The organism is Streptomyces sp. NPDC052721 (assembly GCF_040678315.1).
Taxonomy (GTDB): Bacteria; Actinomycetota; Actinomycetes; order Streptomycetales; family Streptomycetaceae; genus Streptomyces.
In genome coordinates, this window is the sequence record NZ_JBFATL010000007.1 from 125,453 (window position 1) to 139,331 (window position 13,879).

General features: G+C 72.1%; 12 protein-coding genes. 5 read left to right on the top strand and 7 right to left on the bottom strand.

The features are described from left to right. The first annotated feature begins 134 nt into the window (after positions 1-134). A complete protein-coding gene (locus tag AB0L21_RS09855) occupies positions 135-536 on the top strand; it encodes a hypothetical protein (protein WP_365783220.1) in 402 nt (133 codons plus the stop codon). On the opposite strand, the gene AB0L21_RS09860 is transcribed toward AB0L21_RS09855, so the two are convergent. Beyond that, positions 523-1,398 (bottom strand): alpha/beta hydrolase, encoded by an 876-nt coding sequence (locus AB0L21_RS09860; RefSeq protein WP_365783222.1) that lies wholly within the window; start codon positions 1,396-1,398, stop codon positions 523-525. The two genes, AB0L21_RS09855 and AB0L21_RS09860, sit on opposite strands and share 14 nt — an antisense overlap. 202 nt (positions 1,399-1,600) lie before the next feature. On the opposite strand from AB0L21_RS09860, the gene AB0L21_RS09865 reads away from it, so the two are divergent. Together AB0L21_RS09865 and AB0L21_RS09870 are read left to right on the top strand one after the other, a co-directional pair. Further along, positions 1,601-2,326: a helix-turn-helix domain-containing protein gene (locus AB0L21_RS09865; RefSeq protein WP_365783224.1), complete on the top strand. Its 726-nt coding sequence runs from the start codon at positions 1,601-1,603 to the stop codon at positions 2,324-2,326. A 31-nt stretch (positions 2,327-2,357) separates the two neighbouring features. Continuing rightward, positions 2,358-2,966 (top strand): DUF3291 domain-containing protein, encoded by a 609-nt coding sequence (locus AB0L21_RS09870; protein ID WP_365783225.1) that lies wholly within the window; start codon positions 2,358-2,360, stop codon positions 2,964-2,966. A 512-nt stretch (positions 2,967-3,478) separates the two neighbouring features. Here AB0L21_RS09870 and AB0L21_RS09875 read toward each other — a convergent pair. Next, positions 3,479-4,918, bottom strand: coding sequence for a protein kinase (locus AB0L21_RS09875; RefSeq protein ID WP_365783227.1), 1,440 nt, complete (start codon positions 4,916-4,918; stop codon positions 3,479-3,481). Positions 4,919-5,677: 759 nt separating this feature from the next. Here AB0L21_RS09875 and AB0L21_RS09880 point away from each other — a divergent pair. Continuing rightward, positions 5,678-6,199 (top strand): phosphatase PAP2 family protein, encoded by a 522-nt coding sequence (locus AB0L21_RS09880; RefSeq protein WP_365701809.1) that lies wholly within the window; start codon positions 5,678-5,680, stop codon positions 6,197-6,199. Positions 6,200-6,527: 328 nt separating this feature from the next. After that, entirely contained in the window at positions 6,528-7,397 is an 870-nt protein-coding gene (locus tag AB0L21_RS09885) for a helix-turn-helix domain-containing protein (RefSeq protein ID WP_365701811.1), read from the top strand. Positions 7,398-7,414: 17 nt separating this feature from the next. Here the strand turns inward: AB0L21_RS09885 and AB0L21_RS09890 are convergent, their stop codons facing one another. The 5 genes from AB0L21_RS09890 to AB0L21_RS09910 all read right to left on the bottom strand — a co-directional run bounded on the left by AB0L21_RS09890 (position 7,415) and on the right by AB0L21_RS09910 (position 13,838). Continuing rightward, positions 7,415-8,605, bottom strand: a complete 1,191-nt coding sequence (locus tag AB0L21_RS09890) for an acetyl-CoA C-acyltransferase (protein WP_365783228.1) — start codon at positions 8,603-8,605, stop codon at positions 7,415-7,417. A gap of 106 nt (positions 8,606-8,711) precedes the next feature. Beyond that, on the bottom strand, positions 8,712-9,353 hold the full coding sequence (locus AB0L21_RS09895) for a CoA transferase subunit B (protein ID WP_365701815.1): 642 nt from the start codon (positions 9,351-9,353) through the stop codon (positions 8,712-8,714). Then, positions 9,350-10,108, bottom strand: a complete 759-nt coding sequence (locus AB0L21_RS09900) for a CoA transferase subunit A (protein ID WP_365701817.1) — start codon at positions 10,106-10,108, stop codon at positions 9,350-9,352. The genes AB0L21_RS09895 and AB0L21_RS09900 overlap by 4 nt, the downstream gene beginning before the upstream one ends. A gap of 11 nt (positions 10,109-10,119) precedes the next feature. After that, positions 10,120-11,892, bottom strand: a complete 1,773-nt coding sequence (locus AB0L21_RS09905; RefSeq protein WP_365701819.1) for an FAD-dependent monooxygenase — start codon at positions 11,890-11,892, stop codon at positions 10,120-10,122. Positions 11,893-11,909: 17 nt separating this feature from the next. Further along, positions 11,910-13,838, bottom strand: a complete 1,929-nt coding sequence (locus AB0L21_RS09910) for a maleylacetate reductase and hydroxyquinol 1,2-dioxygenase domain-containing protein (protein ID WP_365783230.1) — start codon at positions 13,836-13,838, stop codon at positions 11,910-11,912. Positions 13,839-13,879 lie beyond the last annotated feature (41 nt).

Here is a 13,879-nt window from a genome sequence, read left to right on the forward strand (position 1 = left end):
GAGCGCACCCCGTCCACCCGCGCCCCACCCTCGACAAGGGGCGCGGTCTCCCCTGACACCTGGCTCAAGTGGCGAGAGCCGCGACCCGGCGCCAGCCTGGGAGGGTCGATCGAACGACAGGACGGGAGACGCGCATGACCTCTGTACTCCGTCACCACTGCCTTCGTACCCTCGGCGCCGGTGCCCTCTCCGTGGCGCTGCTGTCCGGCGGGACGGCCGGAGCCCTGGCCGCGAGCCCGACCCCCGGCACCATGGCCACGATCACCGTGAAGGCCGACAAGACCGAGGTGAAGGCCGGGGACAAGGTCACGTTCACCGGCCGCACCAAGGGCCTGAAGATCGGCTCCCCGCTCGTGCTCCAGCACGAGAAGTCCGGCAAGTGGACCTCGCTCAGGGCGACTGCCAAGGTCAAGAAGGGCAGTTCGTACGCCCTGATCGCCAAGCTCAACACCAAGGGCGCCGAGCATCTGCGGATCGCGGGCGCGAGCAAGTCCGGGAAGGTCTACTCGCCCACGGTGACGGTCAAGGTGAAGTAGCCCTCCAAAAGGCGAGCAGTGCGGTGACGAGCGCCTCGGGAGCCTCTTCGGCCATGTGGTGTCCGGAGTCGATCGGGGAGCCGTCCAGTCGGCCGGCCGCCCAGTGGCGCCAGACGCTCAGCACGTCGCCGTAGAGGTCGGCCATGTCGTCGTGGGTGGCCCACAGCACCTGCACGGGGCAGCCGATACGCCGACCGGTCCGCCGGTCGGCGTCGTCGTGCTCCCGGTCGATGCCGAGGCCGGCTCGGTAGTCCTCGCACATGGCGTGCACGGTGGCCGGGTCGTGAATGGCGCGGCGGTAGTCGTCGTACGCTTCGGCGCCCATCTGCTCGGCGGTGGCCTTGTACCAGGCGTCCGGGTCGGCGTCGATGACGCGTTCGGCGGGCTTGTCGGTCTGCCCGAGGAAGAACCAGTGCCACCAGCCAGCGGCGAAAGCGGCGTCGCAGCGCCGTAGCGCTTCCCCGATGGGAACGGCGTCCAACACGCTGACGGCGGACACGGCTTCCGGGTGGTCCAGGGCGAGGCGCGTGGCCACGTACGCACCCCGGTCGTGCCCGACGACAGTGAACCGGTCGTGCCCGAGACCACGCATGACCGCCAGACAGTCGCCGGCCATGGCACGCTTGGAGTACGGGCTGTGCTGCGGATCGGTCGGGGGCTTGTCGGACTCTCCGTAACCGCGCAGGTCGGGGCAGACCACCGTGTGACCCGCCGCGGCCAGCAACGGGGCTACGCGGTGCCAGGTGGCGTGCGTACGCGGGTGCCCGTGCAGGAGCAGGACCGCGGGACCCCTGCCGCCGTAACGCACCCGCAACCGGACCCCATCGCCGTCGCGACGTGTCAACGTGAACCCGTCGAACATGAAACCTCCTGTGGCCGGGACCTCACGGCTCCCCTGCCCGGAGCGCTTCATGCACCCGGTTGTCTCCGTGGACTGCCGATCGCCGTAGTGGGCCAGTCGACAGGTCCGGTGCGGTCCGCCTACTGGGGCGTTCTTCGGGTGACAGCGGCCCGGAGGAGCCCGCCCTTCTATCTCCAACCTGGATTGTTTCTAGAATGGCCGGGTGAAGGACATCGACTCGATCGCGGTGTTGCAGGATCCGGTGCGGCGCCGCCTGTATGAGTACGTGGCGGCACAGGGCCGCGAGGTCGGCCGCAACGAGGCCGCCGAGGCGGCCGGGGTGGCACGCACGCTCGCCGCGCATCATCTGGACAAGCTGACCGAGGCCGGATTGCTGGAGTGCGGTAGCCGCCGCCTGACGGGCCGCTCGGGGCCGGGGGCGGGCCGTCCCGCCAAGGTGTACACGCGGGCGCGGGTCGAGCGATCGGTGTCGCTGCCCGCCCGCGACTACCGCACCGCCGCCGAGCTGCTCGCCGAGGCCGCCGAGCAGGCCGGGCTGGACGCCGGGCTCTGCGCGGTGGCGCGCCGCCGGGGTGAGGCCCTGCGCGGCTCGGCGGCGCCCTGTGGCGGTCTCGAAGAAGCCATGAAGATGCTGGCCGCCCGCGGCTACGAACCGTACCTGGAAGGCGACGAGAGCGCCGAGGGCGCCGAAGGCGTCCAGGCCGCCGAAGGCATCGAGGGGACGACCGGGGCAGCCGCACGCGTCGTTCGTATGCGCAACTGCCCCTTCCACGCCGTTGCCGAAGGTTTCCCGCCACTCGTCTGCGGCATGAATCTCGCGCTGCTGGAGGGGCTGTTCGGCACCGACGGTGCCGTCCGCGCTCGCATGGACGCCCGCCCAGGGGAGTGCTGCGTGGTGCTCGAGAATTCTAAAAACAACGACGATTGACATAGAAAGAGGGGCGTGCTGGGATGAGACCATGACGACATCCGCGCATGCCGCCCACCTCGCCCAGCTCAACGTCGCCACGCTCCGTCACCCCTTCGACGACCCGCGCATGAAGCCGTTCGTCGAGATGCTCGAACCGGTCAACGCCGCCGCCGACGGCACGCCCGGTTTCGTGTGGCGACTCGTGGAGGAGGGAGCGGCCGACGCCACCGGCCTGCGCCCGGCGGGCGAGGACGTCATCGTCAACCTGTCCGTGTGGGAGACCCGGGAGGCTCTGTGGGACTTCACCTACCGCAGCGGGCACCTCGAGGTGATGCGGCGGCGCCGTGAATGGTTCGAACGGCACGTCGAGGCGCACCTGGTGCTCTGGTGGATCCCCGCCGGTCACCTCCCGACCGTCGGCGAGGCCCTGGAGCGGCTGACGGACCTGCGGGCACACGGGCCGTCCCCGCGCGCGTTCACCTTCGCCTCCTCCTACACCGCGGCGGAGGCCGCCCGGCGCATTCAGGCGGTGCCGCCGGCGCGGCCTGTGCAGGCCGCCCGAAGCGCTCCTCCGACGCCGGCCGCGGACTCGGCGGCGGTTCAGATCGTCCAGCGGGAGTACCTGCCGATGGAGCTCGGGTTCGGCTCGCGTGCATGACGTGCCGGCGCCGGCTGCGGGACGGGAACGAGGCCGGGTTCCGGCAGTGGCTGCACGAGGTCCTGCTCGCTGAGCTGAACTCTGAACGGAAGCCGGACTGGTCCCGTTGTGTGGTTGGTTCGTCGCGTGTCAGGGCGTTGCAAGCAGGCTCACGACGGGCCCGTCACCGGTCGACCGCGGCTGTACCGTCCGTCCGCGACCGGGTCGGTCGGCTACGCCGCAGGGAGGCTGGTGTGCTCGGTGTCGTGCCCGCTGTGGCCCTTTGCCCGGCTGCACAGCTCTCCTCCGACGAGCGGGCCGCACGGGTGCGGTCGGCGTAGGACCCGGTCGGTGCCTTGGTCGTGCCGAGAACGACGCGACGAGGTAGCGGTCCGCGACCCCGACAGCGCGAGACGGCCTCCATCACGCCGTCCAGGCCGTCGCCCGCATGCACGACCTCGCGCTCGCCGCATGATCACCCCGGGCCCGCCACCCGCTTCCGGCCGCCTGACCACGGCCTTCTGCCACACCTTTCAGTCAGCATGCTTCTTCCCGGCCGTCTTGCGACGAACCTCTTCAGCGTTCCGGGACTTGTCGGGCCGCTCGCTGGAGGAGGCCGTTCCCCGCTTGCCGTGCGATGCCGTATCAGGCGTTCGCGCGACCCCGCTGCCGGGTGTGCCCTGTGCGGTGTTGTGTGAGGGTGGTGCCGTGGCGCCGTGGTCGCCTGTCTCGGCGGCCCGCTCCCGGCTCGGGACAGCGGGGGCGGGGCTGGAAGCCTGATCGGGGCTGGGGGCAGGAAGCCGTCCGGTGGAAACGTCGCGGCCGGCGGGCTCGGCAGGGGCAGTTCCCTCCTCACCGCTGCGAGCGGACGCGCGTGGTGGGCCGGCTTTCGCGGAGGGGCTGCTCACCGCCCGTGTCGCTTCGTGGTGGGCAGATCCGTCGGATACGGCAACAGTGGCGGCCACGGCAGCCGCCAGCACGGCGGCCGTACCGGCTACCAGGTGACGTCCGCGCGCGGGCGCCGCCTTCGGCGCGGCCGTGCCGGCGGCGTGCGGCGCATGCGGGTGCGTGAGGTCGGCCCACGGCGGCACCTGTTCGGGAACCAGGCTCGTGACGTCAGCCGGCGGCGGGACGGGCCTGGGACCGATCGACTCGGCCAGAGCGGCCAGGGCCCGGACGCAGTCGTCGGCCGATGGGCGGGCCCGCTTGTCCAGGGCGGTCATGTCCCCCAGCAGGGCCGCGAAGTCCTCCGGCAGGGAGTCGGGCAGTTCGGGCCGCCGGTGGAGCCGCGCGATCGCGGCCTCCAAGGGAGCACCGTCGTATTCGAGTCGGCTCGTGACGCATTCGAGGAGCACCAGCCCGAGGGCGTAGACATCGGCGGACGGGCCGACGGACCGGCCTAGCACCTGCTCGGGAGACAGGTAGGCGGCCGTACCGATGAGTGTGCCGGTCGTGGTACGGGTGGTGGCGTCCAGCAGCCGGGAGATGCCGAAGTCGGTCAGGTGGGGGCGGCCGGACGCGTCCAGGATGATGTTCGAGGGTTTCACGTCACGGTGAACGATCCCTGCCCCGTGCGCGTGGGCCAGAGCACGCGCCAGGTCGGCTCCGAGAGCAGCGGTCTCCCCCGGCCCCAGGGGACCCGCGGCAATGCGCGCCTTCAACGTAGGGCCTTCGATCAGCTCCATCACCAGATAGGCCCGTCCGTCGTGCCGGCCGGCATCGTAGACGGTGACCAGGCCGGGGTGCCGCAACCGGGCAAGGATCACCGCCTCGTTGTGGAAGCCGTCCTCCCCGTCGCCACCGGTAGCGACGTGGAAGACCTTGACGGCCACCGGTCGTTCCAGACGCAGGTCGAAACCGCGGTGGACGTCGCCGGCGCCACCCGAGCCGATGACCGCGTCCAGGCGATACCGCCCGCCCAGCACTTGTGCGGAACACCGGAACGACGCCAGAGCCGACTGACGGAGCCTCATGTCATCTCCCACTGCTTCCCCAGGTGCTGCCCACAGGTGCGCCTCCAAGAGGGCGCCGCACACGCGTACCCATGAGATGGCGGAGTACCCCTGCGCCAGGTTCCGCACCTCGACCGGTGAGGCTGTGGTCCCGGGTGACGCCGAGGCTGTCGTCCCGGGTGACGCCCGCTTCTCTCGTCCTCCGCGCGGCGGCCAGGAGCGGGGCTCCGCACTGGCCGGTCAGGCGCGAACACTGTCGAAGATGTCCCGGCAGGCTTCGGGCAGTTGTGCGGCCACCGCGTCCGTGAGGACGACACCAGCGCCGGCCTGGTCATCGCGTCCGCGTGGTGGGCCATGAGGGCGTGGTCGGCGCGGGAAGCGTCGGCGAGGCGGACGTCGACCGCCACGTCTGGTGCCGGTCACGTGCCGGTTTCACCAACTCGGTGCCGGCTTCCAGCACGTGGGCGGCACTGCGGTGGACCATCACCCGCGCCACGGACACCGCAGACCGGCAACGCCTCTCCGGTGGGCACGCGGCTGCTCGCGGAGCTGAGCCTGTCCCGGGACGTTGGTGCCGCGACTGGCTGGACCGGGGGTGGAGACCGCTCGTCCAGGCGTGACGATCGAAGCCGGTGCCGTCTTGCAGAAGGCCGAGGCCCGGTACGGGCCGTAGGTGGTCCGAGCGGCTGGGCGGCAAGGGTACGGGGGAATCCGGACGTGCGTGATCTGGCGAGCGTGGGATATCAGCAGGTCATGAGGTTGCTTGCCACAGTGCGTGAGATGGACCGTCGTCTGACCAAGCGGATGGCTTCCTGGCGGGAACCGTGGCTCCACCGGACGCTGTCGGTGGTGGAGGAAACAGCGGAAGCCACCAAGTTGTGGTGTGGTGCTGCCGCGGTGATGGTGTGGGCCGGCGGGTGGAAGGGCCGTAGGGCGGCGGTGGCGGGTCTGTCGGCTCTGACCTTGGCGCAGCTGGTGTCCAACGGTGTGTGCAAGCAGGTGAGCGACCGTCCGCGCCCGCCCGAGGAGTGGATCCCTCACGACGAGGTCGAGGACCGGCCTGATTCCTCGTCGTTTCCCTCCGGGCACACCGCGGCCGCGGTGGCTTTCACCGCTGCGGTCGCCCCCTCGTGGCCGCCGGCCGGGGCGGCCTGCGCGGTGCCGGCCGCTCTGGTGGCCGTGGAACGGGTGCAGTCAGGTGCCCACTACCCCAGTGACGTCGCCGCCGGTGCCGCCATCGGGCTCGTGAGCGCCTGGCTGGTCAGGCACCTTCCGCAGCTGGTGCTGCGCGTGTGGCGGTGACAGGACCCTCGTGTGGCAGCACGGACATCGAAGGCACGGCGGCGAGCGTCTTCCGGAGCCACCGGGAGGTCTGTGCCCGGGTGAGCGGGCAGTCGGCCGGAGCGGAGTCGGCGGCCCGCCGTCGTCCCGGTCCCGTCGCTGCCCGGGCAGCCGGTCGCCGCCCTCCTCAGGCGTCTCACGGTCCCTACGGGGCGGCACCGACGGTGGCCGCCGTGTCACGCAGCTTCTCGTGGCGAGAGACGCTCGGCACATCAGGGTGCGCCGCCTTCCGTCCCCGCCGCTCCGGTTTACAATTCAACTACATCCGGTGCCACGAGGAGGTCGCACCATGGCGGAGCTGGGTCTGGCCGACACGGTCGGCATCCTGCGGCAACCCGGCGTGCGGACACGGCACAGCAGCGCCGGGCTCGGGTGGGAGCGGCTGTACCTCTCCACCCAGGAGGAGCAGCCCTATCGTGCCGCCTTCGATCCGGCGCCCACGCATCTGCTGATCCTGCACCTGAGCGGCCCCGTCACCGTGCGGCGGGGCCGGGGGGCGGGCACACGGTCGCGGACGATCCCGGCCGGTGGGCTCTTCCTGCAGCCGGCCGGCCGTACCCTCGCCGTCGAACTCGGCGGCACGCTCGACACGGTCCACGCCTACCTCACCGACGACGCGCTGTGCGAGGCGAACGACGGACGGCCCGTGGAACTGTCCGAGGAACTCGGCGCCACCGATCCCCTGGCCGAGCAGCTCCTGCTCGCGCTGGCGGGGGCGGTGCGCTCGTGGGAGCCGTCGGCCCGTACCTACACCGACCACCTGACCGGGATGCTCGCCGCACAGCTCGCCCGACGGCACGGCGTCCGCGACGCGGTGCCGGCGGCCAGCCGGTCCGGACTGTCCGCACGCCGGCTCGCCGCCGTCCGTGAGCTCATGGAGGAGCGGCTGGCCGAACCGCTGCCGATCGCGGACCTCGCCGACGCGGCCTCGCTGAGCCCCAGCCAGTTCACCCGGCAGTTCCGGGCGAGCACGGGACAGTCGCCGCACCAGTTCCTGCTCGCGCTGCGTCTGGAGCGGGCGTGCCGGCTGCTGCGCACCGGTAGCGACCCGATCGCCGAGGTGGCCGTGGCCTGCGGGTTCTCCCATCAGGAGCATCTCACCCGGGTGATGCGCGCCCGGCTCGGCACCACCCCCGCCGTGTTGCGCCGCTCGGGCTGAAGCGACGGCCACGGCCCTCAGCGTTCCAGCACCAGCGCCAGTGCCTGGCCCACCCCGATGCACAGCGCCGCCAGCCCCGTGCCCGTGCCCGCCGCGGCCAGCTGGTGCGCGACCGCTCCCGTGATGCGCGCTCCCGACGCGCCCAGCGGATGGCCGATGGCGATGGCGCCGCCGCGTGGGTTGACGACGGCCGGGTCCAGCTCGGGCAGGGCGGCGAGGCAGGCCAGTGCCTGGGCCGCGTAGGCCTCGTTGAGTTCGACGGTGTGCAGGTCGGCGGGGTCGAGGTCCGCCTTGGCGAGCACCTTGCGGATCGCCTCGACCGGACCGAGCCCGAAGTACTGCGGCTCGATGCCCGTCACCGCCGCGGCCCGCACCCGCGCCAGCGGCTCGCGTCCGATCGCCGCGAGCCCCTCCTCGTCGGCGAGCAGCAGCGCGGCCGCCCCGTCGTTGAGCGGCGAGGCGTTGCCGGCGGTGATGGTGCCGTCCGTGCGGAACGCCGGCTTCAGCCTGGCGAGGGCCGCCAGGGAGGTGTCGTCGCGGATGTTCTCGTCACGCGGCAGGCTGACGTCCTCGACCGGGACGACCTCCCCGTCGTAGAGGCCCTCGCGCCAGGCGCGCGCCGCATTGCGGTGGCTGGCGAGCGCGAACGCGTCCTGCGCCTCCCGGGTGACGGCGTACTTGGCGCCGACCAGCTCGGCGCTCTCGCCCAGCGGGATGGTCCACTCCCGCGGCATCCGCGGGTTGACCAGCCGCCAGCCGAGCGTCGTCGAGTACAGCTGCTGGTCCTTCGCGGGGAAGGCCCGGTCCGGCTTGGGCAGCACCCAGGGTGCGCGGCTCATGGACTCGACGCCGCCCGCCACGACGACGGAGGCGTCACCGAGTGCGACGGCGCGGGCCGCCTGGATGACGGCTTCCATGCCGGATCCGCACAACCGGTTGACGGTGGCGCCGGGCACGCTGACGGGGAGCCCGGCGAGCAGCACGGCCATGCGGGCCACGTCGCGGTTCTCCTCACCCGCGCCGTTGGCGTTGCCGAGCAGTACGTCGTCGATGCGCGCCGGGTCCAGGTCGGGGCTGCGGTCGAGAAGGGCGCGCAGCACACCGGCGGCCAGGTCGTCGGGGCGTACGCCGGACAGCGCACCGCCGTAGCGTCCGAAGGGGGTTCGGACGGCGTCGACGACGTACACGTCACGCGGTCGCTCGATCATGGAGGACTCCCGGCTGGGCAAGGGGGGTGGTCGGGGGGCAGGGCGGCTGTGGTCGGGGCGGTCGAGGGCGTCAGGGCGCCCCTCTGGCGGGGGGCACGGAGGCCCGTCAGGGCGCCTGTCGTGGGGGCACGGTCAGGGGCGTCAGGGCGGCGACCTCGTCGGCCGTCACGCCCGGTGCGGTTTCCACGAGGGCCAGTCCGTGCGGGGTGACGTCGAGCACGCACAGGTTCGTGATGATCCGGTCCACGCAGCGGCGGCCCGTGAGCGGAAGGGTGCACTCCTCGACGATCTTGGAAGTGCCGTCCTTCGCCGTGTGCTCCATCAGTACGACGATCCGGCGGACCCCGTGGACGAGGTCCATCGCACCGCCCATACCCTTGATCATCTTTCCCGGCACCGCCCAGTTCGCCAGGTCGCCGCGGGCGGAGACCTGCAGCGCCCCCAGGACAGCGGTGTCGATGTGGCCGCCGCGGATCATGCCGAAGGAGAGCGAGGAGTCGAAGAACGACGCGCCCGGAAGCACGGTGACGGTCTCCTTGCCGGCGTTGATGAGGTCGGCGTCGACCTCGTCGGGCGAGGGATAGGGGCCGACGCCCAGCAGCCCGTTCTCCGAGTGCAGGACGACGTCGACGTCCGGGGGCAGGAAGTCGGCGACGCGCGTGGGCAGTCCGATGCCGAGGTTGACGTAGTCGCCGTCCCGCAGCTCGCGGGCGGCGCGGGCCGCCATCTCGTCCCTGGTCCAGCTCATCGTTCGCGCACCGTTCTCTTCTCGATTCCCTTGTCGGCCGCCTGCTGCGGCGTCAGTGCCACGACGCGCTGCACGAAGACCCCCGGCAGGTGCACCTCGTCGGGGTCGAGCAGCCCCGGCTCGACCAGTTCCTCCACCTCGGCCACCGTGATCCGGCCGGCCATCGCGGCCAGCGGGTTGAAGTTGCGTGCCGCGCGGTGGAACACGAGGTTGCCGTGCCGGTCCCCGCGGGCGGCCCGGACCAGCGCGTAGTCGGTGGTGATGGCGTGCTCCAGGACGTGGTCGACGCCGTGGAAGCCGCGCACCTCCTTGGGCGGCGAGGCCACGGCGACCGATCCGTCCGGGGCGTACCGCCACGGCAGCCCGCCCTCCGCGACCTGTGTGCCGACGCCGGCCGGGGTGTAGAAGGCGGGGATTCCGCTGCCGCCCGCCCGCAGCCGCTCGGCGAGGGTGCCCTGCGGGGTGAGTTCGACCTCCAGTTCACCGGCGAGGTACTGACGGGCGAACTCCTTGTTGTCACCGATGTACGAGCCCGTGACCCGGCCGATGCGGCCCGCCGCCAGCAGGACGCCGAGGCCCCGCCCGTCGACCCCGCAGTTGTTCGACACCACGGAGAGACCGGTCGCCCCGGTCGCGTACAGGGCATCGATGAGGACCTCCGGGACACCGCTCAGTCCGAAGCCTCCGACGGCGAACGACTGTCCGTCCGTCACGTCCGCCAGGGCCTCACCGGCCGTGGCCACGAGCTTGTCCATCGTGTCCTCTCCTAACGCGCCAGGACGTGGCGGAGCGCGCCGAGGAGTTCCTCCCGCGCCCCCTCATCGGTCTCCGCGGCGGCGGCCCGGCGCCAGGCGACGTGTCCGTCCGGGCGCACCAGCAGCACGCCGTCCTCGGCGATCTCGCTGACGCGGCTCCATTCGCCGTACGCGTCACGGCAGTTGTCGTCACCGACGCGCACCACGCGCAGCGGTACGCCGAGGGCGTCGCCGCAGGCGCGTGCGGCGGTCTCCCAGACACCGCCGGACAGGCCGGTCAGCACGGTGAAGGCACCGTGGCCGACGACGTCCAGCGTGGAGACGCGCTCGCCCTGCGCGTCGACCAGCCAGGCGTGCGGCAGCTTGGCGCCCGGCCGGGTCGTCGGCTGGTGCACCAACTCGCGGTCGCCCGTCCACACTTCGGCCGGGCTGTCGTCGGGGAGCACCGCGGTGGAGACGTACCGCTGGTTCATCTCCACGCCGTGCGCGTTGAACTCGTAGTTCTTCAGCTGGATCGCCTCTTCGAGCTGCCGCCTCCTCTTGGCGCCCTCGGGTGTCCGCGCCCGTATCGCCGCGATCCCTTCGGCGATGGCCTCCGCGTCGCTGCCGCCGCCGACGCCGAGCACGTCGAAGATCGGTCCGAACTGGTCGCGGCTGAGGTTGGCCCGCTCCACGATCTGCCGTCCCACGGGGGCGCGTTCGGCCGTGTAGCTGTCGAGCAGCGCGGGCCCCGCCTCGCCGCGGATCACCATCGCGAGTTTCCAGGCGAGGTTGTACGCGTCCTGGACGGAGGTGTTGGAGCCCAGTCCGTTGGACGGCGGATGGCGGTGCACGGCGTCGCCGGCGCAGAAGACCCTGCCGGCCGCATACTCCTCGGCATAGGCGTGGTTGACGGTCCACAGCGAGGTCGACGTGATCTCCACCGGGAGGTCAGGATCGCCGATGAGGTCGCGCACGATCTTCCGGGCGGCCTCCTCGTCGACACTCGGCGGCGGCTGCTCTATGTCGTAACCCCACACCAGCAGCCACTCGTTCCACGGGCGGACCATGCGGACCAGACCCATGCCGATGCCCCCGGTGTCCGCGCCGGGCTGCAGCACCCAGTACAGGACGCTCGGACGGTGGGCGCAGTACCGGGTCAGGTCGGCCTTGAAGACGATGTTCATGCTGCCGGCCTTGGCCATGCGGCCGGCGAAGGGCAGGCCGAGCTGCTCGGCGACCGCGCTGCGCCCGCCGTCGGCGCCGATCAGGTAGCGGGCCCGCACCGTGAACTCGTCACCTCGGACCCGGTCGCGCAGCAGGGCGGTGACCCCGTCCTCGTCCTGTTCGAAGCTGATGAACTCGGTGTCGAAGCGGACCTTGGCACCGCGGGCCGCCGCGTTGTCGACCAGGATCGGCTCCAGATAGGTCTGCGGCAGGTCGATCATCTCGCAGGGGCTCTTGGCGGAGTACTCGGTGGCCGTCGCGGGGCCGGTGCCCCAGCTGCGGATGCGGCCGATCTCGTCGCCCGTGAGCGCCGTGCACAGCACGGTGTCCCCCATCAGGTGGGAGGGGCTGCCGAGGGCCAGTGCCTCCGACTCGACGCCGAGGTCGCGCAGGACCTCCATGGTGCGCTGGTTGGTGATGTGCGCCCGCGGGGTGTTGGCGAGCCATCCGTACTTCGTCACCAGCAGGGTGCGGACGCCGTAGGTGGCCAGCAGCAGGGCGGCCGAGCCGCCTGCGGGGCCGCTGCCGACGACGAGGACGTCGGTGTCGTACGCGTCGAGCGGGTCGGTGGTCGTCATGGGTGGGCGCTCCTCGGTCATCCGGCCAGCGGGGCGAGACGGAAGGTGTAGTCGAGCCGGCACCACTGGCCGTCGACCGGGCGGTCGTCGGGGGTGGGGCCGGACTGCGGTGTGAAGTCGACGACGAGTTCGTCCTTGACGCCGAAGACGGTGTCGCCGTCCAGGTACGCTCCGCCGGCCACGAACAGCTGCGTGACGAGCCGGCGGTGTCCGGGCGCGTCGAACATGAAGTGCAGGTGGGGCGCCCGGTAAGGGTGGCGTCCGACCGCGTCGAGCATCTGCCCGACCGGCCCGTCGTCGGGAATCGGGTAGTGCGAGGGCAGGATGGACCAGAAGGTGATCCGCCCCTGGCTGTCGCTGCGCAGCCGGGCCCGCAGCACCGGCCCGTCCAGGTCGGGGAGCTGGACGTCGTAGAAGCCGTCCTCGTTGGACTGCCACACGTCCACCACCGCGTCCTTGACCGGCTCGCCGTCGCTGTCCGTGACCCGTACGTCCACCCACAGCGGGGTGCCGTGCAGGCCGCCGGAGATGTCGCTGCCGAGCGCGGTCTCGGGCGGGCCCTCCACGTAGAAGGGGCCGAGCACCGCGGACGGAGTGGTGTCGGGCGTGCGGGAGTTGGTGAGCAGGTCCACGGCGCTGGAGACGCCGAGCGTGTCCGACAGCAGCACGAACTCCTGGCGGGTCGGGCCGCAGATCTGCCCGGTCCGGGTGAGGAAGTCGATGGCGTACTGCCATTCGGTGTCGGTGACGTCGTTGTCCGCGACGAAGGTGTGCAGGTGCCTGACGAGATCGGTCAACAGCGTACGGATCCGGGGGTCGGGGGCGTGCGCGAAGCTGGCCACCACCTCCTCGGTGAGCCGGGCCAGCTTCGCCTCCGTCGAGGGCGGGCCCTGCGGGCGGCGTCCCTGCCAGGCGCCGGCCAGCAGCTCGCCGATGCCCTCGGCGGTCAGCTCGCGCGGGTTCGGGTACGGCGTCGAGGCGGCCAGCTCAGCCGCACGTGCCAGGTCGGACTCCGCCATGCCGAGGTCGCGCAGCGAGGTGGGGCCGCCCAGGGAGACGATCAGGTCGTACACGCCGCTCGGTGCGTCGGGCACGCCCAGGGCGTCGGCGATGCGGCGCATGACCTCGGGGACGGCGGGCGCGTTGTAGGCCATGGCGTGCGGCAGGACGACGGTGTGGGTCTCGGCGTGCGGCAGGCCGAAGCTGCCGCCCAGGGTGTGGCACAGCTTGTGGTGCAGGCCCATGCCGACCGTGGCGAGGCAGGTCCCGGCGAGCCAGGCGGCGTGCAGCAGGTCGGCCCGGGCCTCCGGGTCGGCCGGGTCGGCGGCCAGCCGGGGCAGCGCCCGGGCGATGCCGGAGATCGCGTCGAGGGCCTGCCGGTCCGTCACCGGGTTGGCGTCGGCCGAGTAGAGGGCCTCGACGGCGTGCGCGAGGGCGTTGATGCCGCTCGTCACCGTCATGGGCAGCGGCAGCGTGAGGGTGAAGTCGACGTCGTAGACGACGGTCTCGGGCAGGATCGCCGGCGACGACCGGGTGACCTTGCGCCCGTCCCGGGTCTCGCCGAGCACCGGGGTCACCTCGGAGCCGGCGTAGGTGGTCGGCAGGATCACCTGCGGGAGGTCCGTGCGCAGGGCCAGCGCCTTGGACAGGCCGGTCGTCGAGCCGCCGCCGACGGCCACGATCACGTCGGCCGAGGCGTGCGTGAGCACGTCGAGCGCCTGCTCGGTCACCTCGACCGGGGTGTGCATGGCGGCACCGTCGAACTCCGCCACCACGAGGTCTCCGAGCACCTCGCGGACCCGCGTCGCGGTGCGGGCCAGGGGCCGGCTGGACAGCAGCAGGACACGGGAGCAGCCGAGCCGCTCGACCTCCTCGCGCAGCCGGCCCACCGTGCCGGGTCCGAAGACGACCCGCGAGGGACGGGATGTGTAGACGAACGTCCGCATTGAGTTCTGCCTCCGCCTGTCATCCGGTGTGCGTCGAGCGC

Excerpts from the sequence above, each read along its gene's own strand:
- AB0L21_RS09885 (WP_365701811.1), top strand. The coding sequence starts at position 6,528 with ATGGCGGAGCTGGGTCTGGCCGACACGGTCGGCATCCTGCGGCAACCC.
- AB0L21_RS09860 (WP_365783222.1), bottom strand. The coding sequence starts at position 1,398 with ATGTTCGACGGGTTCACGTTGACACGTCGCGACGGCGATGGGGTCCGG.
- AB0L21_RS09900 (WP_365701817.1), bottom strand. The coding sequence starts at position 10,108 with ATGGACAAGCTCGTGGCCACGGCCGGTGAGGCCCTGGCGGACGTGACG.
- AB0L21_RS09855 (WP_365783220.1), top strand. The coding sequence starts at position 135 with ATGACCTCTGTACTCCGTCACCACTGCCTTCGTACCCTCGGCGCCGGT.
- AB0L21_RS09870 (WP_365783225.1), top strand. The coding sequence starts at position 2,358 with ATGACGACATCCGCGCATGCCGCCCACCTCGCCCAGCTCAACGTCGCC.
- AB0L21_RS09895 (WP_365701815.1), bottom strand. The coding sequence starts at position 9,353 with ATGAGCTGGACCAGGGACGAGATGGCGGCCCGCGCCGCCCGCGAGCTG.
- AB0L21_RS09880 (WP_365701809.1), top strand. The coding sequence starts at position 5,678 with ATGGACCGTCGTCTGACCAAGCGGATGGCTTCCTGGCGGGAACCGTGG.
- AB0L21_RS09875 (WP_365783227.1), bottom strand. The coding sequence starts at position 4,918 with ATGAGGCTCCGTCAGTCGGCTCTGGCGTCGTTCCGGTGTTCCGCACAA.
- AB0L21_RS09905 (WP_365701819.1), bottom strand. The coding sequence starts at position 11,892 with ATGACGACCACCGACCCGCTCGACGCGTACGACACCGACGTCCTCGTC.
- AB0L21_RS09910 (WP_365783230.1), bottom strand. The coding sequence starts at position 13,838 with ATGCGGACGTTCGTCTACACATCCCGTCCCTCGCGGGTCGTCTTCGGA.
- AB0L21_RS09890 (WP_365783228.1), bottom strand. The coding sequence starts at position 8,605 with ATGATCGAGCGACCGCGTGACGTGTACGTCGTCGACGCCGTCCGAACC.